This window comes from Geodermatophilus sp. SYSU D00698 (genome assembly GCF_054050335.1).
The window spans coordinates 30132-52114 of the sequence record NZ_JBJGZD010000004.1 but is presented as its reverse complement, the minus strand read 5'-3'; the positions used below and the strand labels follow the sequence as shown (position 1 = coordinate 52114).

The 21983-nt window shown below is 73.5% G+C and carries 19 protein-coding genes; 7 read left to right on the top strand and 12 right to left on the bottom strand.

Translation table 11 applies throughout. The features are described 5' to 3' along the window. The gene (locus ACI8AB_RS05055; protein ID WP_456949186.1) at positions 1 to 1425 is read right to left on the bottom strand and encodes a cytochrome ubiquinol oxidase subunit I; all 1425 of its coding nucleotides are present in this window, start codon (positions 1423 to 1425) and stop codon (positions 1 to 3) included. A gap of 176 nt (positions 1426 to 1601) precedes the next feature. On the opposite strand from ACI8AB_RS05055, the gene ACI8AB_RS05050 reads away from it, so the two are divergent. Next, positions 1602 to 3125 (top strand): MDR family MFS transporter, encoded by a 1524-nt coding sequence (locus ACI8AB_RS05050; protein WP_456949185.1) that lies wholly within the window; start codon positions 1602 to 1604, stop codon positions 3123 to 3125. A gap of 5 nt (positions 3126 to 3130) precedes the next feature. On the opposite strand, the gene der is transcribed toward ACI8AB_RS05050, so the two are convergent. The 3 genes from der to aroH form a co-directional block, all read right to left on the bottom strand. Next, positions 3131 to 4477: a ribosome biogenesis GTPase Der gene (der, locus tag ACI8AB_RS05045; RefSeq protein ID WP_387988070.1), complete on the bottom strand. Its 1347-nt coding sequence runs from the start codon at positions 4475 to 4477 to the stop codon at positions 3131 to 3133. After that, positions 4474 to 5172: a (d)CMP kinase gene (cmk, locus tag ACI8AB_RS05040; RefSeq protein ID WP_456949184.1), complete on the bottom strand. Its 699-nt coding sequence runs from the start codon at positions 5170 to 5172 to the stop codon at positions 4474 to 4476. Before cmk ends, der begins: the two co-directional genes overlap by 4 nt. A 95-nt stretch (positions 5173 to 5267) precedes the next feature. Beyond that, complete coding sequence (gene aroH, locus ACI8AB_RS05035) at positions 5268 to 5630, bottom strand: chorismate mutase (protein WP_456902392.1); 363 nt, start codon at positions 5628 to 5630, stop codon at positions 5268 to 5270. Between the two features lie 314 nt (positions 5631 to 5944). Between aroH and ACI8AB_RS05030 the strand changes: the two genes are divergently transcribed. Both ACI8AB_RS05030 and ACI8AB_RS05025 read left to right on the top strand, forming a co-directional pair. Then, complete coding sequence (locus tag ACI8AB_RS05030) at positions 5945 to 6283, top strand: hypothetical protein (protein ID WP_456949183.1); 339 nt, start codon at positions 5945 to 5947, stop codon at positions 6281 to 6283. Continuing rightward, a complete protein-coding gene (locus ACI8AB_RS05025) occupies positions 6280 to 6534 on the top strand; it encodes a hypothetical protein (RefSeq protein ID WP_456949182.1) in 255 nt (84 codons plus the stop codon). Before ACI8AB_RS05030 ends, ACI8AB_RS05025 begins: the two co-directional genes overlap by 4 nt. Positions 6535 to 6549: 15 nt before the next feature. On the opposite strand, the gene ACI8AB_RS05020 is transcribed toward ACI8AB_RS05025, so the two are convergent. The 8 genes from ACI8AB_RS05020 to ACI8AB_RS04985 form a co-directional block, all read right to left on the bottom strand. Continuing rightward, a complete protein-coding gene (locus tag ACI8AB_RS05020) occupies positions 6550 to 7467 on the bottom strand; it encodes an aldose 1-epimerase family protein (RefSeq protein WP_456949181.1) in 918 nt (305 codons plus the stop codon). Beyond that, entirely contained in the window at positions 7464 to 8534 is a 1071-nt protein-coding gene (locus tag ACI8AB_RS05015; protein ID WP_456949180.1) for an ABC transporter ATP-binding protein, read from the bottom strand. The genes ACI8AB_RS05020 and ACI8AB_RS05015 overlap by 4 nt, the downstream gene beginning before the upstream one ends. 50 nt (positions 8535 to 8584) lie before the next feature. Next, positions 8585 to 10009, bottom strand: a complete 1425-nt coding sequence (xylB, locus tag ACI8AB_RS05010) for a xylulokinase (protein WP_456949179.1) — start codon at positions 10007 to 10009, stop codon at positions 8585 to 8587. Next, the gene (gene xylA, locus ACI8AB_RS05005; protein WP_456949178.1) at positions 10009 to 11199 is read right to left on the bottom strand and encodes a xylose isomerase; all 1191 of its coding nucleotides are present in this window, start codon (positions 11197 to 11199) and stop codon (positions 10009 to 10011) included. The genes xylB and xylA overlap by 1 nt, the downstream gene beginning before the upstream one ends. A gap of 50 nt (positions 11200 to 11249) precedes the next feature. Then, positions 11250 to 12752, bottom strand: a complete 1503-nt coding sequence (gene arfA, locus ACI8AB_RS05000; RefSeq protein ID WP_456949177.1) for an arabinosylfuranosidase ArfA — start codon at positions 12750 to 12752, stop codon at positions 11250 to 11252. After that, positions 12752 to 13738, bottom strand: a complete 987-nt coding sequence (locus tag ACI8AB_RS04995) for an acetylxylan esterase (RefSeq protein ID WP_456949176.1) — start codon at positions 13736 to 13738, stop codon at positions 12752 to 12754. The genes arfA and ACI8AB_RS04995 overlap by 1 nt, the downstream gene beginning before the upstream one ends. Next, positions 13738 to 16095 (bottom strand): beta-xylosidase/alpha-l-arabinosidase, encoded by a 2358-nt coding sequence (locus tag ACI8AB_RS04990; RefSeq protein WP_456949175.1) that lies wholly within the window; start codon positions 16093 to 16095, stop codon positions 13738 to 13740. Before ACI8AB_RS04990 ends, ACI8AB_RS04995 begins: the two co-directional genes overlap by 1 nt. A gap of 82 nt (positions 16096 to 16177) precedes the next feature. Then, positions 16178 to 17452 (bottom strand): endo-1,4-beta-xylanase, encoded by a 1275-nt coding sequence (locus tag ACI8AB_RS04985; protein ID WP_456949174.1) that lies wholly within the window; start codon positions 17450 to 17452, stop codon positions 16178 to 16180. Positions 17453 to 17587: 135 nt separating this feature from the next. Here ACI8AB_RS04985 and ACI8AB_RS04980 point away from each other — a divergent pair, with 135 nt between their 5' ends. The 4 genes from ACI8AB_RS04980 to ACI8AB_RS04965 all read left to right on the top strand — a co-directional run bounded on the left by ACI8AB_RS04980 (position 17588) and on the right by ACI8AB_RS04965 (position 21980). Further along, positions 17588 to 18850, top strand: coding sequence for an extracellular solute-binding protein (locus ACI8AB_RS04980; protein ID WP_456949173.1), 1263 nt, complete (start codon positions 17588 to 17590; stop codon positions 18848 to 18850). A 79-nt stretch (positions 18851 to 18929) separates the two neighbouring features. Next, complete coding sequence (locus ACI8AB_RS04975; protein ID WP_456949172.1) at positions 18930 to 19835, top strand: carbohydrate ABC transporter permease; 906 nt, start codon at positions 18930 to 18932, stop codon at positions 19833 to 19835. A 37-nt stretch (positions 19836 to 19872) separates the two neighbouring features. After that, complete coding sequence (locus ACI8AB_RS04970) at positions 19873 to 20709, top strand: carbohydrate ABC transporter permease (RefSeq protein WP_456949171.1); 837 nt, start codon at positions 19873 to 19875, stop codon at positions 20707 to 20709. 164 nt (positions 20710 to 20873) lie between these two features. Next, positions 20874 to 21980, top strand: coding sequence for a LacI family DNA-binding transcriptional regulator (locus tag ACI8AB_RS04965; RefSeq protein WP_456949170.1), 1107 nt, complete (start codon positions 20874 to 20876; stop codon positions 21978 to 21980). Positions 21981 to 21983: the final 3 nt, after the last annotated feature.

Genomic DNA, 21983 nt, shown 5'->3' with positions numbered 1-21983 from the left:
TCAGTCCCTCTTCTCGTACCCCTGGAAGCCGGCACCCTCGTAGTCCGGCGCCGGCGCGGCCACCAGCTGCGCCTCCGGCCTGCGGTGGATGCCCGCCCGGGCGGTGACGCTGAGCAGGTAGACGTCCAGGCCGATGAGGGCCAGGTACACCACCCACAGGCCGACGAGTCCGGCCAGCACCTCCCCGGCGGTGTTGGGGCTGACGCCCTCGGTGACGGTGAGCTCGCCGTAGACCATGAACGGCTGGCGGCCCATCTCGGTGACCATCCACCCGGTGAAGTTGGCGATCCAGGGCAGCGGGATGAACAGGACCAGCGCCCGGAGGAACCAGCGGGTGGTGTCCAGTCCGCGCCTGCGCCGCCACCAGAGGAACAGCCCGAGGAACGCGGTGGCCAGCAGCAGCGAGCCGATCGCGACCATGATCCGGAACGACCAGTACACCCAGGCCACCGGCGGGGTGTAGTCGTCCTCCCCGTAGGCCTCGTCGTACTGCTCCTCGATCTGGTTGATCCCGTCGTAGCGGCCCTCGAGGCTGTTGTAGGCCAGGATCGAGCCGACGTAGGGGATCTCGACGTTGAACGGGTTCTCCCGCCGCCCCTGGTCGATGACCGCGAACAACGACCACGGGGCCGGCGAGTCCGAGGTCTCCCACTGGGCCTCCATGGCCGCGAACTTCATCGGCTGGTCCTCGCGGGCGACCTGGGCCTCGGTGTGCCCGCTGACCACGGAGAACACGGTGCCGACGGCGGCGAAGACCAGTCCGATGCGCAGCGACCGGGAGTAGACGTCGGTGTCCTGCCGGCGCAGCAGGTGGAAGGCGCTGATGCCCAGCACGAAGAACGCGGCGACGACCCAGGCGCTGCCCTGGACGTGGGCGAAGTACAGCCAGGCCTTGTAGTTGAAGACGACGGCGCCGAAGTCGGTCAGGCGGGCCTGGCCGTCGACGACCTCGTAGCCGACGGGGTGGTGCATCCAGGCGTTGGCCAGCACGATCCAGAACGCGCTGATCTGGGTGCCGATCGCGACCAGCCAGATGCTGGCCAGCCGCATCCAGGGCCGCAGCCGGTCCTTCCCGAACCACCACAGCCCGATGAAGGTGCTCTCGAGGAAGAACGCCATGAGCACCTCGAGCGCCAGCGGGACGCCGAAGATGTTGCCGACGAAGTCCGAGTACTCGCTCCAGTTCATCCCGAACTGGAACTCCTGCACGATCCCGGTCACCACGCCGACGGCGAAGTTGATCAGGAAGAGGTGACCGAAGAAGTTGGTCATCTTCCCGTAGACCTCGCGCCGGTCCCGGCGCGCGTAGGCGATCGTCTCCATGACCGCGATGAGGAAGGCGAGACCGACGGTCAGCGAGACGAAGAAGAAGTGGAAGATGCTGGTCGAGGCGAACTGGAAGCGCGAGAGCTCGACCACGTCCACGCGGACACCACCTCGGTCGGGGCCCGGTGGGGAAGCGCGCCGGGCTGGCGCGGGCCGGGCTCCCGGGCCTCAGGGTTGCACGCAACTCTGTGACCTGCACCACGGACGGCGAGTGGTGGCGCCCGGGCCCGGGCCCCGCGGGAATGCCCCGCGCCGGCCCGCGTTGGTGGTTGTCCGTGACAACCGTGACCCGCGCCTCCGTCGGGCTCCGTTCCGAGCGCGGCCCCGTGCTCGGCGCGGTCATGCTCAGCACCGCGCTGATCGCCCTCGACAGCACGATCATCGCCACCGCCGTCCCCGCCGTCGTCGACGACCTCGGCGGGTTCAGCCAGTTCCCCTGGCTGTTCAGCGTCTACCTGCTCACCCAGGCGGTGACCGTGCCGGTCTACGGCAAGCTCGCCGACGTCCTCGGGCGCAAGCCGGTGCTGCTGTTCGGCATCGCGGTGTTCGTCGCCGCCTCGCTGTTCTGCGGCCTGGCCTGGTCGATGCCGGCGCTGATCGTCGGGCGGGCGCTGCAGGGCATCGGCGCCGGCGCCGTCCAGCCGATCGGCATGACCGTCATCGGCGACATCTACACCGTCGAGGAGCGCGCCCGGGTCCAGGGCTACCTCGCCTCGGTGTGGGGCGTCTCCTCGGTGCTCGGGCCCACCCTGGGCGGCGTCTTCAGCGACTACCTGTCCTGGCGCTGGATCTTCCTGGTCAACCTGCCGCTGGGCGCGCTGGCGTTCGTCGCGCTGCTGCGCCGGTGGAACGAGCGCGTCGAGCGCCGCACCCACCGCTTCGACGTCGCCGGCGCCGTGCTGCTGTCGGCCGGTTTCGCGCTCCTCATCCTCGGGCTGCTGCAGGGCGGCAGCGCGTGGGCGTGGACGTCGGGGACCTCGATCGCGGTCCTCGCGACGGCGGTCGTGCTGCTCGCGGCCTTCGCGTTCGTCGAGCGGCGGGCCGCGGAGCCGGTGCTGCCGCCGTGGGTGCTGCGCCGCCGCATCCTGCTGTCCGGCAACGTGGCCGCGCTCGGCCTCGGCGCGCTGCTGATCGGGCTGAGCTCCTACCTGCCGACCTGGGCGCAGGGCGTCCTCGGCGCCGGCGCGCTCGAGGCGGGCTTCGCGCTCGCCGCGCTGACCCTCGGGTGGCCGATCGCGGCGAGCCTCGCCGGCCGGCTCTACCTGCGGATCGGCTTCCGGAACACCGCGCTGCTCGGTGTCGCGCTCGCCGTCGCCGGGACCGCCGGGACGGCGCTGCTCGGCGCGGACGCCCGGCTGTGGCAGGTCGGGGCGTGGATGTTCGTCACCGGCGCGGGCCTCGGGCTGTCGTCGTCGCCGCTGATCGTCGCGGTGCAGTCGGTGGTCGGCTGGGACCGGCGCGGCGTCGTCACCGCCACCAACATGTTCGCCCGGTCGATGGGGTCCGCGGTCGGCGCGGCGGTGTTCGGCGCGATCGCCAACACCACGCTGGCCGCCCGGTTCGCCTCACCTCCGCCGGGCCTGGACGGCGAGGTCCCCACCGACGTCGACAGCACCACCGCGGCGCTGTCGCAGGGCGGCGCCGTCGCGGGGTTCGCGCGGGAGAGCCTGCACACGGCCTCGCACGGCGTGTTCGTCGCGACCGCCGTGACCGCCGTCGTCATCGCGCTGGCGGTGCTGGCCATGCCCCGCCGGACCGAGCCGCTGCGCTTCGACGACGACCCGGCCCCGGCGGGCTGACGCGGTCAGCCGCGCCGGTCGTTCCCCCGGCCCTCGCGGACCTTCACCGAGATGTCCAGCGGCGTCCCCTGGAAGCCCCACCGCTCGCGCAGCTTCCGCTCGAGGAACCGGCGGTAGCCGGCCTCGAGGAACCCGGTGGAGAAGACGACGAACCGCGGCGGCCGGACGTCGGCCTGCGTCACGTACTTGATCTTCGGTGCGCGACCGCCGCGGGCCGGCGGCGGCGTCTCCTGCACCAGCTGCCGGACGTAGGCGTTGAGCTCCGCCGTCGGCACCCGCGTCTCCCAGGAGGCGAGCGCGGCGTGCAGGTGGTCGGGCAGCTTGCCGATCCCGCGGCCGGTGGCAGCCGAGATGTTGACCCGGCTGGCCCACCTGACGCGGGCGAGGTCGCGCTCGATCTCGCGCTCGAGCTGGGCGTGCCGGTCCTCGTCGAGGGTGTCCCACTTGTTGAACGCGATGACCAGCGCGCGACCGGCCTCGATGACCTGGGTGATGACCCGCTGGTCCTGCTCGCTGATCACCTCGTCGGCGGCCAGCAGCACGACGGCGACCTCGGCGGCCTGGATGGCGGCCTCGGTGCGCAGGCTGGCGTAGTACTCGGTGCCGCTGGCGGTGTTCACCTTGCGGCGCAGCCCCGCGGTGTCGACGAACCGCCACTCCTCGCCGCCGAGGGTGATGATCGAGTCGACGGGGTCCACGGTGGTGCCGGCGACCGAGTCGACGACCGAGCGCTCCTCCCTGGCCAGCCGGTTGAGCAGGCTGGACTTGCCCACGTTGGGCCGCCCGACCAGCGCCACCCGCCGCGGGCCGCCCTCCTCGGGCTGCTCGCGCGGCGCCTCGGGCAGGGCGTCGAGCACCAGGTCGAGCAGGTCACCGCTCCCCCGCCCGTGCAGCGCGCTGACCGGCTGCGGCTCGCCCAGGCCCAGGGACCACAGCTCGGCGGCGTTGGCCTCGCTGCGCTCGTCGTCGACCTTGTTGGCGACGACGATCACCGGCCGGTCGCTGCGCCGCAGGATGCGCGCGGCGGCCAGGTCGGTGTCGGTGGCGCCCACCTGGCTGTCGACGACGAACACGATGACGTCGGCGGTGCGCATGGCGTGCTCGGCCTGCCGGCTGATCGACGCGCCCAGCCCCTCGGCCTTCGGGTCCCAGCCGCCGGTGTCGGTGACGGTGAACCGCCGGCCGTTCCACAGCGCCTCGTAGGAGATGCGGTCCCGGGTGACCCCGGGGACGTCCTGCACCACCGCGGCGCGCCGGCCCAGGACGCGGTTGACCAGCGTCGACTTGCCCACGTTGGGCCGGCCGACGATCGCCACCACCGGCAGCGGGCCGCCGGTGCCCTCCTCGCTCATGCCCTCTCCCCCGCACCGACCGCCGAGAGCGCCAGCTCGACGATGCGGTCGACGACGCCCTCCCGGTCCAGGTCGGTGCTGTCCACGACCACCGCGTCGGCGGCCGGCCGCAGCGGGCTGTCCGCGCGGCTGCTGTCGTACTCGTCCCGGCGGCGCAGGTCGGCGGCCAGGTCGGCGATCTCGTCCGGGGTGGTCAACCCCAGCTGGGCGGCGCGCCGCTGCGCGCGCGCCTCCGGCGCGGCGGTCAGGTAGACCTTCACGGTCGCGTCCGGCAGCACCACGGTGCCGATGTCCCGGCCCTCGACGACGACGGCGTCGGCGGCGGCCACCAGGGCGCGCTGCTGGTCGACCAGCTGCCGGCGCACCGCAGGTACCGCCGAGACCGCCGAGACGTTGCGGGTCACCTCGGCGCCGCGGATCCGCACCGCGACGTCGGTGCCGTCGACCTCCACCCGCTCGGTGTCCGCCGCCGTCCCCACCTCGATGCGCGCGCCGGCGACCACGCGGGCCACCGCCTCGGCGTCCTCGGGGTCGACGCCGGCGTCGAGGACGGCCACGGTCGCGGCCCGGTACATCGCACCGGTGTCGAGGTAGGCCGCGCCCAGCCGGGTCGCCGCCGCGCGCGCGACGCTGGACTTGCCCGTGCCCGACGGCCCGTCGAGCGTCACCTGCCCCCGGAACCCCTGCGCGCTCACCGCGCTGTCGCTGCTCCGCGCCGTGGTCTCCGCTCGCCGGCGCTCGCTCACCGCGCTGTCGCTCCGCGCCGTGGTCTCCGCTCGCTGACGCTCGCTCACTGGGCGATGTCCCGTCGCAGCGCCACGGCACCCCGCAGGTACACGTGCTGGATGTCCCCGCGCGGCCGCTCGGTCTCCACGTGCGCCATGAGCCGCAGCACCCGCGGCAGCGCGTGCGGCACGCCGATCTCGGTGGCGCACATCAGCGGCACGTCGCCCATCCCGAGCTCGCGCGCGGCCAGCGCCGGGAACTCCGAGACCAGGTCCGGCGTCGCGGTGAACAGGATGCTGATGATGTCGTCGTGGTGGAGGCCGTTGCGCTCCACCACGGTGCTCACCAGCTCCCGCGTGGCCTCGAGGACCTGTTCGCGCTCGTCGGCGTCCACCTGTGTCGCGCCCCGGATGGCCCGTACGGCCACGTGCACCCTCCTCGTTCGGTCCCGGCTCCCGGATCAGGGGTGCCCGGTCGAGTCTAGGTACCCCGCGCCACCTCCCGGTCGCCGGTGACCGGACCCGCCGGGGTCGCCGGCGGCGCGCAACGGCGCCCAGGGTGCCGATCAGTTGGGACGACGGGGAGTCGGCGACCGGAGGGCGAGTCCTCAGCGCCCCGACCGGCAACCACCTGTGACGGAGCACCTCCCGTCCGTGCCGGTCCACGCGGGTCGCCGTCCGCCGGGGCCGGCAGGGACCTAGGGCTCTGGGGAGTTACGGACGGATTCGTCACGGTCGGGGTGTGAGTCGAGAAGAGGCCCACCGCCGCACCCGATCCAGCCGACGGCGCGCCCCCTCGGGACCGCCCGCGACCCAGCGGGCACCCGAGGACGGGGCCCGCCCGCTGCCCCCGCTGTCCACCGCGCGCACCGACCGGACCACCGGCGTCATCAGCGTCCGCGGCCGGCTCGACCGGATCGGCGCCGAGGCGCTGTGCCGGACCGTGACCGGGCTCCGGCGGCTGGGCCACCGGAAGGTCGTCGTGCAACTCGACGCGGCCACCGTCGCCGACGACGCCCGGGCGCTGCTCGCCGACCTCGCCCGCCGGATGCCCGCCGGCGAGCGCCTCGTCCTCCGGTGAACGCGGACACGCGGCGCCGCGAGCACTGGACGATGGGCGCGGACGCGGTGCGCCCCCTCGAGTGCGGCGGGGAGTCGCTGGACCTGCCGATGGGCCGCCTGCACGCGGTGGGCGGCGACGGCCTGCTGGTCGGCCGGTCGGTGTGCCTGGCCCCGGTGACGCTGCTCGACCCGGCGGTGTGGTCCTGGCCCGAGGACCGGGACGACGCCGGCGACCCGCTGTGCTGGATCTGCCTCGCGCTGACGGCCTGACCCGCGCCTCGGCGGTCAGAGCGGGCGGATGCCCCAGGTGCCGGTCGTGGACTCCCCCGGCGCCAGCCGCCGCACCGCCTCGCCGGAGCGGAACGCGTCCGGCGGGCAGGTCATCGGCTCGACGGCGAGCCCGTGCCGGCGGCGCGACGGCGGCTCGACGACGTCGCCGGTGAACACCTGCAGGTGCCCGTAGGAGGCGTCCATCCAGACGACGGTGCCGCTGCCGTCCGGGCGGACCAGCCGCACCTCGGCGAGGCCGTCGGCGTCGCGGGCGAGGTCGGTGAAGCAGTCGTCGACCACCAGGTCGCCGACCCGCCGTCCGGCGCGCAGGTCGAACGGCGTCCCCTCCACCGGCTCGCGGCCGACCGGCAGCAGCCGGTCGTCGGTCAGCAGCCGGGTGGCCGCGGGGAGGGTGAGGGTGCAGTCGTCGACTCGCAGCCCCGGGCCGGCGGCGAGGTAGGGGTGGTGGCCCTCGCCGTAGGGCAGGTCGGTGCCGCCCTCGTTGGTGGCGGTGGTGGTCACCCGCAGGCCGTCGTCGGTGAGCTCCCACGCCACCCGCAGCCGCAGGGTGAACGGGTAGCCCGGCTGCGGGTGCAGCACGTACCCGAGGACCACCCGGTCCTCGGCCCGGTCGAGCACCCGCCAGGGCACGTGCCGCACCAGGCCGTGGATCGCCGTCCCGCGCTCCGGCTCGGTCACCGGGGTGACGTGCCGGAGGCCGTCCCAGGACCAGACGCCGTCGCGCAGCCGGTTGGGCCAGGGCGCGAGCACGTGCCCGCGCACGTCCGCGGCCATCTCGGCCACGTCGTAGCCGTCGACGACGTCGCGGCCGCCGGCCCGGTAGGTGCGCAGGCCGCCGCCGACCTCGACGACGACGGCCTCGGCGTCCCCGCGGCGGAGGACGTGCTGCTCGCCGGTGGGCGGGAGGCTCACCCGAGCCGCTCGCCGTCGACGGTGGAGAACAGGTGCACGTGCCCGGACAGCGGGCGGACGTGCAGCCGGTCGCCCTTCATCGGCGGACGGCGGCCGTCGACCCGCACGGTGATCGGATGCCGCTGGTCGCCGAGGTCGGCGTGCCCGTACACGTAGGCGTCCGCGCCGAGCTCCTCGACGACGTCGACCTCCACGGGCAGGCCGTGCTCGGCGAGCTCGAGGTCCTCGGGGCGGACGCCGAGCACCAGCCGGTCCCCGGCCCGGCCGAGCAGCTCCCGCTCCACCGGGTGGACGGCGTCGCCGAGGCGCACCCCGCCGTCGACGACGGGCAGCTCGACGAGGTTCATCGCCGGCGACCCGAGGAAGCCCGCGACGAAGACGTTGCGGGGCCGGTCGTAGAGGTCCCGCGGCCGGCCCGCCTGCATGAGCAGCCCGTCCTTGAGGACGGCCACCCGGTCGCCCATCGTCATGGCCTCGACCTGGTCGTGGGTGACGTAGACGGTGGTGATGCCCAGGCGCCGCTGCAGCGCGGCGATCTGGGTGCGGGTCTGCACGCGCAGCTTGGCGTCGAGGTTGGACAGCGGCTCGTCCATCAGGAAGACCTGCGGCTGGCGGACGATCGCCCGGCCCATCGCCACGCGCTGCCGCTGCCCGCCGGAGAGGGCCTTGGGCTTGCGGTCGAGGTACTGCTCGAGGTCGAGCAGCCGGGCCGCCTCGCGCACCCGCTCGCCGATCTCGGCCTTGCCGACCTTGGCCATCTTGAGCGCGAAGGCCATGTTGTCGGCGACGGTCATGTGCGGGTACAGCGCGTAGTTCTGGAACACCATCGCGATGTCGCGGTCCTTGGCCGGCAGGTCGGTGACGTCGCGGTCGCCGATGAGGATGCGGCCGCCGTCGACGTCCTCGAGGCCGGCGAGCATCCGCAGCGACGTGGACTTGCCGCACCCGGACGGGCCGACGAGGACGAGGAACTCGCCGTCCTCGACCTGCAGGTCCAGCGCGTCGACAGCGGGCCGCTCGGCGCCGGGGTAGACGCGCGTCGCGGAGTCGTAGGTGACAGTGGCCATGGGAGTTGCTCCTCGTGGATACGGCGACGGTGCCGGTCGTGCGGGGTGGATCAGATCCGGCCCGCGGTGAGGTCGCGGACCTCGGCGTAGCGCTCGCGGACGGTGGGGGTGGGGTCTGCCTCGTGCACCTCGGTGCCCGGGCGCGGCCAGTCCGGCGCCGCGGCGGCGCCGGACAGGACCCAGGCGGCCTGGCGGGCGGCGCCGTCGGCCACGTACTCCCCCGGCGGCGGCACGAGCACCGGCACGCCGAGGACGGCGGGGGCGATCCGGCGGACCGCCTCCGAGCGGGCGCCGCCGCCGACCAGGAGCACCCGCCGCACCTCCGCGCCGGTGGCGCGGACGGCGTCGAGGCCGTCGGCGAGACCGCACAGCAGCCCCTCGACGGCGGCGCGGGCGAGCGAGGCCGGGGTGGACGTGGCGAGCGTCAGCCCGTGCAGCGCGCCGGTGGAGTCGGGGCGGTCCGGCGTCCGCTCGCCCTCCAGGTAGGGGACGAGGACCAGGCCGCCGGCGCCGGCCGGGGCCGACAGCGCCAGCCGGGACAGCTCGTCGTGGCCGACGCCGAGCAGCCGCGCGGTGGCGTCCAGGACGCGGGCGGCGTTGAGCGTGGCCACCAGCGGCAGGTAGTTGCCGGTGGCGTCGGCGAACCCGGCCACGGCGCCGCTGGCGTCGGCGGCCGGCGTCGTGGAGACGATCGAGACGACCCCGGAGGTGCCGATGGAGCAGACGACGTCGCCGGGCTCGGCCGCCAGGCCCAGCGCCGCGGCGGCGTTGTCGCCGGTGCCGGGGCCGAGGACGGCGCCGGTGGCGCCTGCCCACGCCACCGTGCCGGCCGCCTCGGCCGGGCCGAGCACCCGCGGCAGCACCGGGGTGCGGCCGAAGGCGCGCTCCAGCAGGTCGGGCCGGTACTCCCCCGTCGCCGCCGACCAGTAGCCGGTGCCGCTGGCGTCGCCGCGGTCGGTGATCAGGGCGTCGAAGTCCTCGCCACCGCTGCCCGGCTGCCCGGCGAGCACCCAGGTCAGCCAGTCGTGCGGCAGGCAGACCGCGGCCGTGCGCTCGGCGTTGGCCGGCTCGTGCTCGGCCAGCCAGCGCAGCTTGGTGACGGTGAACGACGCCACCGGCACCAGGCCGACGGCGTCGGCCCACGCCTGCGGGCCGCCGAGCTCGCGGGTGAGGTCGGCGGCCGCGCCGGCGGAGCGGGTGTCGTTCCAGAGCAGCGCGTCGCGCACGACCCGGCCGTCCTCGTCGAGGCAGACCATGCCGTGCTGCTGGCCGCCGACGGCGACGGCGGCGACGTCGTCGAGCCCGCCGGCCTGCGCCACCGCCTGCTCCAGGGCGGCCGCCCAGGCCGCGGGGGCCACCTCGGTGCCGTCGGGGTGCGGCGCCCGGCCCTCACGCACGAGGGCACCGGACGCCGCGTCCCGGACGACGACCTTGCAGGCCTGGGTCGAGGTGTCGACCCCCGCGACCAGGGACATCAGCGGGCGCCGAGCAGGTGCTCGAGGGCCAGCTGCGACAGGCGGACCTGACCGCCGCGGCGGGCGCCGGCGGCCTCGGCGTCGAAGTCCTCGAACGCCGAGCGGTCGGCCAGCAGCTGCTCGTAGGACTCGCCGTCGCCGAGGGTCGGCTGGGCGAGCTCGGGCACCGCGGCGTCGGCGAGGGCCTCCTGCACCTCCGGGTCGGCGCGGAACGCGGCGGCCCGCTCCTTGAGCAGCAGGTAGGTGCGCATGTTGGCGGCGGCCGACTCCCACACGCCCTTGCCGTCCTCGGTGCGCAGCGGCTTGTAGTCGAAGTGGCGGGGGCCCTCGTAGCGGGCGCCGCCGGACGGGAAGCCGTTCTCCAGCAGGTCGACGGTGGCGAAGGCGCTCAGCAGGTCGCCGTGACCGAAGACGAAGTCCTGGTCGTAGCGCGGGCCCTTCTGCCCGTTGAGGTCGATGTGGAAGAGCTTGTCCTGCCACAGCGCCTGGGCGATGCCGTGCGTGTAGTTGAGGCCGGCCATCTGCTCGTGCCCGACCTCCGGGTTCACGCCCACCAGGTCGGCGTGCTCGAGGCCGTTGATGAAGGCGATGGCGTGGCCGATGGTCGGCAGGAAGATGTCGCCCCGCGGCTCGTTGGGCTTGGGCTCCAGGGCGAAGCGCAGGCCGTAGCCGCGGTCCTCGGAGTACTGGGCGAGGGTGTCGATGCCCTCGCGGTAGCGGTCGAGCGCGGCCTTGAGGTCCTTGGCGCTGTCGACCTCGGTGCCCTCGCGGCCGCCCCACAGCACGTAGGTCTGCGCACCGAGCTCGGCGGCCAGGTCCATGTTGCGCATGATCTTGCGCATCGCGAAGCGGCGGACCCCGCGGTCGTTGGCGGTGAGCCCGCCCTCCTTGAACACCGGGTGGGTGAAGAGGTTGGTGGTCACCATCGGCACGACCAGGCCGGTGTCGGCCAGGGCCTTCTTGAAGGCGTCGATCCGCTGGGTGCGGGCGGCGTCGTCGCTGCCGAACGGGATCAGGTCGTCGTCGTGGAAGGTGACGCCGTAGGCGCCGAGCTCGGCGAGCTTGTGGACGCTCTCGACCGGGTCGATCGCCGGGCGGGTGGCCTCGCCGAACGGGTCGCGCGCCGTCCAGCCGACCGTCCAGAGACCGAAGGAGAACTTGTCCTCGCGGGTGGGCTGAGGTGTCGACACGGGGGTTCCTCTCGTGGGTGGTGTGGTGCAGGTGGAGCGGGAGCCTGCGGTCAGTGGAGGGACACGGCTGTCCAGGAGACCGGGGGCAGGCGGACCCGGAGTCTGCCCTCGATCAAAGCCGCTCGGGTGTTCGGCCGCAGCCGGACCCGGTCCGGCCGGTCGGTCGTGTTGGCCGCGTGCGGGTCCGGGTCGGACAGCGTCAGTGCCTCCTCGACGGTGCTCACACCGAGCGCTGCGACGTCGACCGTGACCTCCGCCTCCTCCGTCTGCGAGCGGTTCACGAGGAACAGCGCGGCCGCGCCGGCGTCGGCCGTGGCGGCGGCGTCGACCACGGGCACCTCGCCGTGCACGGCGGTGTCGTAGCCGGGGCAGTCGACGCCCACGTGGAGGGCGACGCCCCGCGCCAGGCGGGCGGTGGTCGCGAACGGGAAGAACGTCGACTTGCGCCACGCCGGGCCCTGCGGCTCGGCCGCGATCGGGGCGATCACGTTGACCAGCTGGGCCATCGAGGCGCTCGTCACCCGGTCCGCGTGGCGGATCAGCGACATCAGGAGGTTCCCGACGACGACGCCGTCCGCCACGGTGTAGGGCTCCTCGCTGACGGGTGGCGCGAGGGGCCAGTCGTCGATGCGCTTCGCGAGGCCCGCCGGCACCTGGGACAGGTACCAGACGTTCCACTCGTCGAAGGACACGTCGATCGTCTTCGGGCTCCTGCGCACGGCCTTCACGTGGTCGGCGGTGGCGACGACCGTCTCGATGAAGCGGTCCATGTCCGTCGCGGAGGCGAGGAAGGAGCCGAGGTCGCCGTCCTTCTCCTCGTAGTAGGCGTGGCAGGAGATGAAGTCGACGTCGTCGTAGGCGTGGGTGAGGACCGCCCGCTCCCACTCGCCGAAGGTCGGCATGGTCGCGCCCGACGAGCCGCAGGCGACGAGCTCGAGCTCCGGATCGAGCTGGCGCATGGCCTTCGCGGTCCGGGCGGCGAGCTTCCCGTAGTCCTCGGCGGACAGCTGGCCGAGCTGCCACGGACCGTCCATCTCGTTGCCGAGGCACCACATGCGCACGCCGAACGGCCGGGCACGTCCGTTGCGGATCCTCTGGTCCGCGAGCGTCGTGCCGGAGGGCACGTTCGCGTACTCGAGCAGGTCGAGCGTTTCCAGCGTGCCGCGCGTACCGAGGTTCACCGCCAGCATGAGCTCGGCGCCGACCTTCTCCAGCCACGAGGCGAACTCGTGCAACCCGACCTCGTTGGTCTCGGTGCTGTGCCAGGCGAGGTTGAGCCGGACGGGGCGGTCCTCGCGCGGCCCGACGCCGTCCTCCCACCGGAAGCCGGAGACGAAGTTCCCGCCGGGGTACCGGACCGTCGTCACCCCCATCTCCTTGACGAGGTCGATGACGTCCCGGCGGAAGCCGTCCTCGTCCGCCTCGGGGTGCCCCGGCTCGTAGATGCCGCCGTACACGCCGCGTCCCATGTGCTCGACGAAGGCGCCGAAGAGCCGGCGGGACACCGGGCCCACCGGTCGCGCCGGGTCGAGGGTGAGGTGTGCACGCAGCATCAGACGCCCCGCACCTCGAGGCGGCTGCGCAGCCAGGCCAGCTGCACGCGCTGCTGGTGGGCCTCCCCGCCCTCGTGGTCGTTGAACGGGTAGACCTCGACCTCCTTGGGTCCGCCGTACGCGTGGTACGCCGCGAAGACCGTCGACGGCGGGCAGATCTCGTCCATGAGGGCGACGGAGAACAGCGCCGGCGCGGACGACCGGCGGCCGAGGACCGCGCCGTCGAAGTAGGCGAGCGTCCGGAAGACGCGGTCCACGCGGTCGCGGTGGGCCTTGAGGTACCGCACGATCTCGGCGTACGGGTCGCCGCCGGCGATGCGCGTGGCCCGGGGGAAGTCGCAGAGGAACGGCACGTCGGGCATGACCGCCCGCACCCCGGGGGCGAGCGCCGAGACGGCCAGCGCGATGCCGCCGCCCTGGCTGATGCCGGTCACCGCGACCCGGTCGCCGTCGACCTCCGGGTGGCCGCGCAGCACCTCCAGAGCCCTCGTGGCGTCGGTGTGGACCCGCCGGTAGTAGTACTCCTGCGGGGACAGCACGCCACGGGTCAGGAACCCCGGCTGGGCGGCTGCGGAGCCCACCGGGTCGCCGGTGTCCCCCACGCTCCAGCCGCTCCCCTGCCCGCGGGTGTCGACGACGAGGTGGGCGAAGCCCGCCGACGCCCAGAAGACGTGCTCGTGGGACAGACCCCGCCCGCCGTTGTAGCCCTGGTACTGGACGACCCCGGGCAGCGGGCCGTCGCCCCGCAGTGCGCGGGCAGGCAGGTGCAGCCAGGCCCTCACCGGGGAGCCGCCGAAACCGGCGAAGGACACGTCGTGGGTCTCGACGGTCACCAGGCCGGTGTCGACCGGTGTGCACGACACGTCCAGCGGCCGCTCGGCCGCCTCGTCCAGGGTCGCCTCCCAGAAGTCCCAGAGGTCGTCCGGAGCCGGGAGCTCCGGGCGGTAGCGCCGGAGCTCCTCCAGCGGGAGGTCGGTCTGCGGCATCAGGCGGGAGCCGTTCCCGGGTCGACAGCGGTCTCGGGGTGCAGCACCCGCTCGAACCCGACCGTGCGGCGGCTGCCCGTGAGGGTGAACCGCAGCACCTCCCGCACGTCGGCGCTGGAGGCACCCACCCGCAGTTCCACCTCACCCGGCTCGACGATCCGCCTGCCGTCGCGTCCGGGGAAGGACGTGAGGTCGGCGTGCAGGGTGAACCGCACGGTGGCGGCGGACCCCGCCGCGAGGTCGACCCGCCGGGCGGCGACGAGCGCCTGCACCGGCCGGACCACCTCGGCCGCGACGTCGTGCAGGTAGACCTGCACGACCTCGGTGACCTCGCGGTCGGTGTCGTTGCGGAGCTCGACCTCGAGCTCGCTGGTCCCGTCGGTGCCCCACTCCGGTCCGCTGACCGACCGGACACCCGCCCAGGTCGCCGAGCCGTACCCCAGCCCGTGGCCGAAGGGGAACAGCGGGGTCGGGTCCACCACGCTGACGTCGCTGCGCCGGCCCAGGGGCGCCGCGAGGTAGGTCCCGGGCTGGCTGCTGTCCGCACGCGGGAAGCTGACCGGCAGCCGGCCCGAGGGGCCCACCCGCCCGCTGAGGACGTCGGCGATCGCCGGACCGCCCTCCTCCCCGGGGAAGAACCCGCACACCACGGCGGCGAGCCGGTCGACCTGCCGGGAGAGCTCGTACGGGCGGCCGGCGAGCAGCACCAGCACGACCGGGGTGCCCGTGGCGAGCAGGGCCTCCAGCAGCTCCTCCTGGCGGCCGGGGAGCCGGAGGTCCACGGCGTCGCAGCCCTCCCCCGAGGTGCCGTTGCCGAACAGGCCCGCCTTGTCGCCGAGGACGGCGACGCACACGTCGGCGTCGGCCGCGGCTCGCGCGGCGGCCGAGATCCCCTCGTCGTCGCCACCCAGCACCGGGCAGCCCTCCGCGACGACGACGTCGAACGCCTCCGGGGCCGCCTTCAGCGCGTCGGCGAGCGTCGGGATGTCGACGCCCACCGGCACGTCCGGGTGGTGCACGCCGACGTGCATGGGGAACGAGTAGCAGCCGAGCATCGCCTGGGCGGTGTCGGCGCGGGGACCGACCACCGCCAGGCGCAGTCCGGGCCGCAGCGGCAACGTCCCGTCGTTGGCGAGCAGCACGACCGAGCGGCGGGCGAGCTCCCCGGCGACGGCCCGGGACTCCTCGGAGTCCAGGCTCACCGCTCCCTCCAGGACCGCCGGCGAGTCCGGGGACCAGCCGGCGTCGAGCAGGCCGAGCTCGCACTTCTGCAGCAGGACCCGGCGGAGCGCCCGGTCCACCAGGCCCTCGTCCACGGCTCCGCTCCGCACCGCCTCGACCAGCGGCCGGCCGTAACAGTTCACGGTCGGCAGCTCCACGTCGATCCCCGCCTCCAGGGCACGCGCGGCCGCCTCCGCCGGCGAGGCCGCCACGCCGTGCAGGGTCTGGAGGAAGGCGATCGAGAAGTAGTCGGCGACGACGGTGCCGGTGAACCCGTAGGTCTCCCGCAACAGGGACGTGAGCAGCGCCGGGTCCGCCGCGGCGGGCACGCCGTCGATGTCGGTGTAGGAGTTCATCACCGACCGCGCACCCGCCCGCAGGGCCATCTCGAACGGCGGGAGGAACACGTCGGCGATCTCACGCGGGCCCGCGGAGACCGGCGCGAGGTTGCGCCCCGCGCGGGAGGCGGAGTAGCCGACGAAGTGCTTGAGGGTCGCGACGACGCCGCTGGACTCCAGGCCGCGGACGTAGGCGCTGCCGATCGTGCCCACGAGGTGCGGGTCCTCGCCCATGGTCTCCTCGACCCGTCCCCAGCGCAGGTCTCGGGCGACGTCCAGGACCGGGGCGAGCCCCTGGTGGACGCCGAGCCGGCGCATGCCCTCCCCGATGAGCGCGCCCATCCGCTCGACCAGGTCCGGGTCGAAGCTGGCCGCCCAGCACAGCGGCGAGGGGAAGACGGTCGCCGTCCACGCCGCGAGACCCGTGAGGCACTCCTCGTGCACCAGCGCGGGGATCCCGAAGCGGCCGGCCGCCACGATCTGCCGCTGGCTCTCCGCCAGGCCCTTGGCCCCCACGAACGGGTCGACGGGCGCGGTCCCGAACGGCCGGGTCAGCTGCCCCAGCCCGCTGCGGATCAGCTCGTTCCAGTCCACCGGCGCCGCGGCCATGTCGTGCTGGTGCGGGGCCACCTCGCCCTCGGTCTCGTCGATGCCCACCCAGACGCCGTACAGCTGGGCGACCTTCTCCTCCAGCGTCATGCGTGCGACGAGGTCTGCGACCCGGTCCTCCGCGGGGACGGCGGGATTCCGCCACGGCGCCTGTCCGGTGTCCTTGCCGATCTCGTCGTTGGTGCCCATGCCCTCGGGAGTCCGTCCAATCTCGTCGTTGCGATCGCGGTGGGCCGGCGTCGCCGGCGGTGCTGGGTGGTCGGTGCAGCGGTCAGGTCAGGGTGACCTCCGGCCGCAGCGCGTCGTGCCGCAGCGTCCAGGACCCGGAGCCGTCCCCCGCCGACACCAGGTAGTCACCGGCCCACCCGCGCACCGACACCCGGCCCTCGCCATCGGTGCGCAGCCGGGTCGGCGCCAGCCACCACTCCCCCTTGACCAGGCCGCGGAGGGCGTCGTACGCCGGCTTGGGACTGCCGTCGGCGCGCACCAGGCCCGCGGGGGCGCCGAGCCAGGCCCCCCGGTCGGTGATGCCCCAGTAGGTCACGGCCTGGACCGCGGGGTGCGACAGGAGCGTCCGGTAGTGGCGGACGACGTCGTCGGCCTGTCGCTCCTCGCCCTCGGGCGTCGACGGCCACTCGTCGACCTGGTGGTCGTTCAGGTCCACGATCTCCGGCGGCATCAGGTCCCCGGACACCAGCGTCGTCTCGGTCCAGTGCAGCGGGAGGCCGTAACGGGCGAACCGCTCCAGGACCTCCAGCGTCCGCTCCTCGCCCCAGTAGCCCTGGTGCATGTGGCTCTGCAGACCGATCGCGTCCACCTGCACCCCGGCCTCGAGGACTCCCTCGACGAGGCACTCGTACGCCGTCGAGAGGTTGAAGTCGTTGAGGACCAGCGTGGTCGCGGGGTTCGCCGCGCGCGCCTCCTCGAAGGCCAGGCGGATGGTCGGGATGCGACCGATGCGGCGGCACAGACGGGTGATCGCGTTCTGCCTGTCCTCGTTCGCGAAGACCGGCATGATCACGACCTCGTTGATCGCGTCCCAGGTGTCGACCAGCCCCGCGAAGGACCCGACCTCCCGCCGGACCCGCGCCCGCACGATCTCCTCGACCTCCTGGTCGGAGTACTCCCTGAGCCAGTCCGGGGCGAGCGTGTGCCAGACCAGCGGGTGGCCCTTGACGGACACGCCCCGTTCCCGGAACCACGCTGCCGCGGCCTGCAGGCGGCGGGTGTCGGGCTGCCCCTCCACCGGCTCGAAGCCGGCCCAGTAGAACGGGAGGGTGGCGGTGTTGAACAGGTCGAGCCAGAGGTGCTCGAGCCGCTCGGCCGCCGCCGGGTCGGCTCCGCCGAAGACGTTCTCCCGGGACTCGCCCCGCTCCCCGTTGGCCAGCCCCACGAAGTCGAAGCCGATGTTGCCGAAGGCGAAGTCGTGCCGCACCTGCTGGACCACCACCTCCCGGTCCGCGCAGGGCGAGCCGTCGGCGTGGCGCACGGTCAGCGTCGCCTCGGAGCACCGGACGTCGGCGAGGGTGGATGTGGAGCAGGTCACCCCGAAATCGTTATCGACAACGATTGACAGCGCAAGACCCGGCTGCCACCTTCTTCGAATGTGTTCCACGCCACCGAGGCGTACGGAGTGACGAAGGGGTCAGATATGCGGCGTACGGGGCGAGCAGCTCTCTCGGTGCTGTGCAGCAGCGCGGTGCTGCTGACGGCCACTGCCTGCGGCGGTGGCGACAGCAGCGCCTCGGGAGGCGACGACAACACGATCACCTGGTGGCACAACTCGAACAACGAGCCCGGCAAGGGCTACTACGAGCAGGTGGCCGCGGACTTCGAGGCCGCCAACCCGGGCGTGGAGGTCGAGGTCGTCGCCATGGCCCACGAGGACATGGTCGACAAGCTCGAGGCCGCCTTCCAGAGCGGCGACGTGCCGGACGTCTACATGGAGCGCGGCGGCGGCGAGCTGGCCGACCACGTGGAGGCCGGCCTGGTGCGCGACCTCTCCGAGGACGCGGCGGAGGAGGTCGACAAGATCGGCGGCTCCGTCGCCGGCTGGCAGGTCGACGACAAGACCTACGCGCTGCCGTTCTCCGTCGGCGTCGTGGGCTTCTGGTACAACACCGAGCTCTTCCAGCAGGCGGGCATCACGGCACCGCCGACCACGATGGAGGAGCTGGTCTCCACGATCGAGACCCTGAAGGGCGCCGGCATCACGCCGATCTCGCTCGGCGCGGGCGACAAGTGGCCCGCCGCCCACTACTGGTACTACGCGGCGGTGCGCGCCTGCTCCGAGGACGTGCTGACCGACGCGGTCACCAGCCTCGACTTCTCCGACCCGTGCTTCGTCCAGGCGGGCGAGGAGGTCCAGAGGCTGATCGACACCGAGCCGTTCAACCCCGGCTTCCTGACGACGCCGGCACAGGAGGGCGCCACGTCGGCCTCCGGCCTGCTCGCGACCGGGCAGGTCGCGATGGAGCTGACGGGCCACTGGGAGCCCGGCGTCATGCAGGGCCTCACCGAGGACGGCCAGGGTCTCGGCGACAGGACCGGCTGGTTCCCGTTCCCGGCGGTCGAGGGCGGCGAGGGTGACCCCCAGGCCCAGCTCGGTGGCGGCGACGCGTGGGCCGTGGCGCAGGAGGCCCCGGACGAGGCGGTCGACCTGGTGAAGTACCTGCTCTCCGACGAGGTGCAGACGGGCTTCGCCGGGAACGACATGGGTCTCCCGACGAACCCGGCCGCCTACGGCTCGGTCTCCGACCCGGCGCTCGCCCAGCTGCTCGAGGTCCGCGATGCGGCGCCGTACGTCCAGCTGTACTTCGACACCGCGTTCGGGGCGTCGGTCGGTGGTGCGATGAACGACGCGATCGCGCTGCAGTTCGCGGGCGAGGCGACGCCGCAGGACATCGTGGACCAGACCCAGCAGGCCGCCGACCAGGAGGGGTGATCCGACGATGACCTCCCAGGGCGCCGTGACGGCGGCTGACCCGGGGACAGCGGTCACCCGGCGCGCGCAGGCGCGCCGGGTGACCGGCCGTTCCGGTCGTGACAGGGGCCGGAAGCGCCTGGAGATCCTCTTCTTCGTGGCGCCGGCCCTGGCGCTGATGGCGATCTTCGTCGTCTACCCGGTCTTCTCCGCAGCCCGGATGTCGTTCTACCGCTGGAAGGGCTTCGGCCCGATGGTGGACTTCGTCGGCCTGCAGAACTACGTCCGAGTGCTGGCCGACGACGTCTTCACCGACGCGGTCGTGCACAACTTCATCATCGTCTTCGCGTCGATCCTCGTGCAGCTGCCGCTGGGACTGGCGCTGGCGCTGCTGCTCAACCGGCGCATCAGGGCGCGAGGCCTGCTGCGGACGATCATCTTCGTCCCGTACGTGCTGGCCGAGGTGATCGCCGGCGTCGTGTGGTTCCAGCTGCTGCAGCCCCGGTCCGGCCTCCTCGAGACCATGCTGACGTCGGTGGGGTTCCCGGTCCCCGCGCAGGGCTTCCTCGGCACCCCCGACCTGGCCCTGGCCACGGTGTTCGTCGTGCTCACGTGGAAGTACCTCGGCCTGGCCGTTCTCCTCTTCCTGGCCGGGCTGCAGGGGGTCCCCGACGAGCTCCACGAGGCCGCGCAGCTCGACGGTGCCTCGTGGTGGCAGGTCCAGCGCCGCATCTCGATCCCGCTGCTCGCGCCCACGATCCGGACCTGGGTCTTCCTGTCCATGATCGGCTCCCTGCAGCTGTTCGACATGGTCTGGATCCTCACCGGTGGGGGGCCGGCGAACGCGACGACGACGATGGCGACGTACCTGGTCAGCCAGGGCACGCAGCGGAGCAACTTCGGGATCGCCGGAGCCGCGTCGGTCGTGCTGTTCCTGATCGGGTTCGCGATGGCCGTCGCGTACCAGCTGCTGGTGCTGCGCCGCGACACGAAGGCGGACACGTGAACCCGGTGGACGAGACACGCGAGAGGAGTGCCCGGTGATGGCCCGACGGGCGACGACGTACGGGCGGGGCGGCCCGCTGGTCTACCTGGTGGCGCTCGCGGTCGTGGCGCTCACGCTGGGGCCGGTGCTCTACGGCGCACTCGGCGGCTTCCGCAGCAACGAGCAGCTGGCGCGGGACCCCGCCGGGCTCCCCGACCCGTGGGTGCTGGAGAACTACACCGGCGTCGTCACCAACCCGGACTTCTGGCAGTACGCGCTGAACTCCACGGTGATCGCCCTCCTCACCACGGCCGTGGCGGTGCTGGCGGGCGTGATGGCCGCCTACCCCTTGGCGCGCTACCAGTTCAGGTTCCGGGAACCGCTGTTCATGGTGTTCGTCCTGGGGTTGCTCTTCCCGGCGGCCGTGGCGATCGTTCCGCTGTTCATCCTCGTGACGCGCGACCTGCAGCTGGGCAACACCTGGTGGGGGGTCGCCCTGCCGCAGGCGGCGTTCGCGCTGCCGACCACGGTCGTGATCCTGCGGCCCTTCCTGATGGCGCTGCCCCGGGAGGTCGAGGAGGCGGCCATGATCGACGGCGCCTCCCGGATCGGCATCTTCTGGCGGATGGCGCTGCCGCTGTCGATGCCCGGGCTGGTCACGGTCGGCGTCCTCGCCTTCGTCGCGTCCTGGAACGCCTACCTCCTGCCGCTGCTGCTGCTCCAGGGGGAGATGCGCACCCTCCCGCTGGGCGTGGCCGACTACTCGACCGAGCACTCGGCCGACACCGCGGGGGTGCTGGCGTTCACGACCATCGCGATGATCCCGGCGCTGATGCTGTTCCTGGCCATGCAGCGGCGCATCGTGGGCGGGCTGCAGGGGGCGGTCAAGGGCTGAGCCGGCTCCGGCGCCCGGAGCCGTGCGGACCGGCTCCGCCCCGGGTGCTCCGTGTCCGACTTCCTGGACAGTGCGCTGTCCTCGACAGTGCACTGTCCAGGACCGCGCCGCACCCACCCCCGGCGATCCGACCACCGAGGGCCCGACCGAGAAGAGGTTGACCCATGCAGCTCGACTCCCCGAGTGACGACGTCGTCGGCTCCGCCCTCCTCGGGGGGCCGGGCAACGGGACGACCGACGGGCACCCTCCCGCGCCGTCCCTCCGCGGCCGGGTGACGATGCAGCAGGTGGCCGCGGAGGCCGGCGTCTCGATCTCCACCGTGTCGAAGGTCATCAACGGGCGGTACGGCGTGTCCGCCGAGACCGTCGACCATGTGGCCCGGGTGATCGATCGCCTCGGCTACGAGGCGAGCCTCGTCGCACGCAGCCTGCGCAACCGCCGTACCAACGTCATCGGCCTCCTCGTCATGGACTTCGAGCCCTTCAGCACCGAGGTCCTCAAGGGGGTGGCCGACGCCGTCCACGGCTCCGGCTACGAACTGATCGCCTACTCCGCCGGCGGGCACGTCGAGGCGCACACGGGGTGGGAGCGCCGATCGCTGAGCCGGCTGATGGCGACGCTCGTCGACGGTGCCGTGCTCGTCACGCCGACCGTGACGGACGTCCCGGCCGACGGACCGGTGGTGGCGGTCGATCCGCAGGCCGGGCCGTCGCGGCTGCCCTCGGTGACTGCGGACAACCTGCAGGGTGCGCGGGTCGGCGTGGAGCACCTGCTCGCGTGCGGACACACCCGGATCGGCATGATCACCGGACGGTCGGACCTGCTGTCCGCACAGCAACGCGAGCAGGGCTACCGCGACGCGCTCGGCGCCGCGGGGCTGCCCGTGGACGAGACGCTGGTGCGGTCCGGCGGCTTCGATCCGGAGCTGGCGCGGGACGCGGCCCGCGAGCTGCTCACGCGCCCCGAGCCACCGACCGCGGTCTTCGCGGCCAACGACCTCTCGGCGCTGGCGACGCTGGAGGTCGCGACCGAGCTGGGGCTGGACGTGCCGCGTCAGCTCTCGGTGGTGGGCTTCGACAACATCCCGGAGTCCGCACTCGCCGATCCCCCGCTGACCACGGTGCAGCAGCCGATCCGGCGGATGGGCCAGGAGGCCGCGGAGATGCTCCTGGCCCTCATGTCCGGCAAGGAGCTCCCCGAGCGGCACCGCACGCTGACCACCTCGCTGCTGCTGCGGGCGTCCACCGCCCCTCCGGGGCAGGCGTCCTGACCG

Excerpts from the sequence above, each read along its gene's own strand:
- der (WP_387988070.1), bottom strand. The coding sequence starts at position 4,477 with ATGAGCGAGGAGGGCACCGGCGGCCCGCTGCCGGTGGTGGCGATCGTC.
- ACI8AB_RS05015 (WP_456949180.1), bottom strand. The coding sequence starts at position 8,534 with ATGGCCACTGTCACCTACGACTCCGCGACGCGCGTCTACCCCGGCGCC.
- xylB (WP_456949179.1), bottom strand. The coding sequence starts at position 10,009 with ATGTCCCTGGTCGCGGGGGTCGACACCTCGACCCAGGCCTGCAAGGTC.
- arfA (WP_456949177.1), bottom strand. The coding sequence starts at position 12,752 with ATGCTGCGTGCACACCTCACCCTCGACCCGGCGCGACCGGTGGGCCCG.
- ACI8AB_RS04995 (WP_456949176.1), bottom strand. The coding sequence starts at position 13,738 with ATGCCGCAGACCGACCTCCCGCTGGAGGAGCTCCGGCGCTACCGCCCG.
- ACI8AB_RS04990 (WP_456949175.1), bottom strand. The coding sequence starts at position 16,095 with ATGGGCACCAACGACGAGATCGGCAAGGACACCGGACAGGCGCCGTGG.
- ACI8AB_RS04970 (WP_456949171.1), top strand. The coding sequence starts at position 19,873 with ATGGCCCGACGGGCGACGACGTACGGGCGGGGCGGCCCGCTGGTCTAC.
- ACI8AB_RS04965 (WP_456949170.1), top strand. The coding sequence starts at position 20,874 with ATGCAGCTCGACTCCCCGAGTGACGACGTCGTCGGCTCCGCCCTCCTC.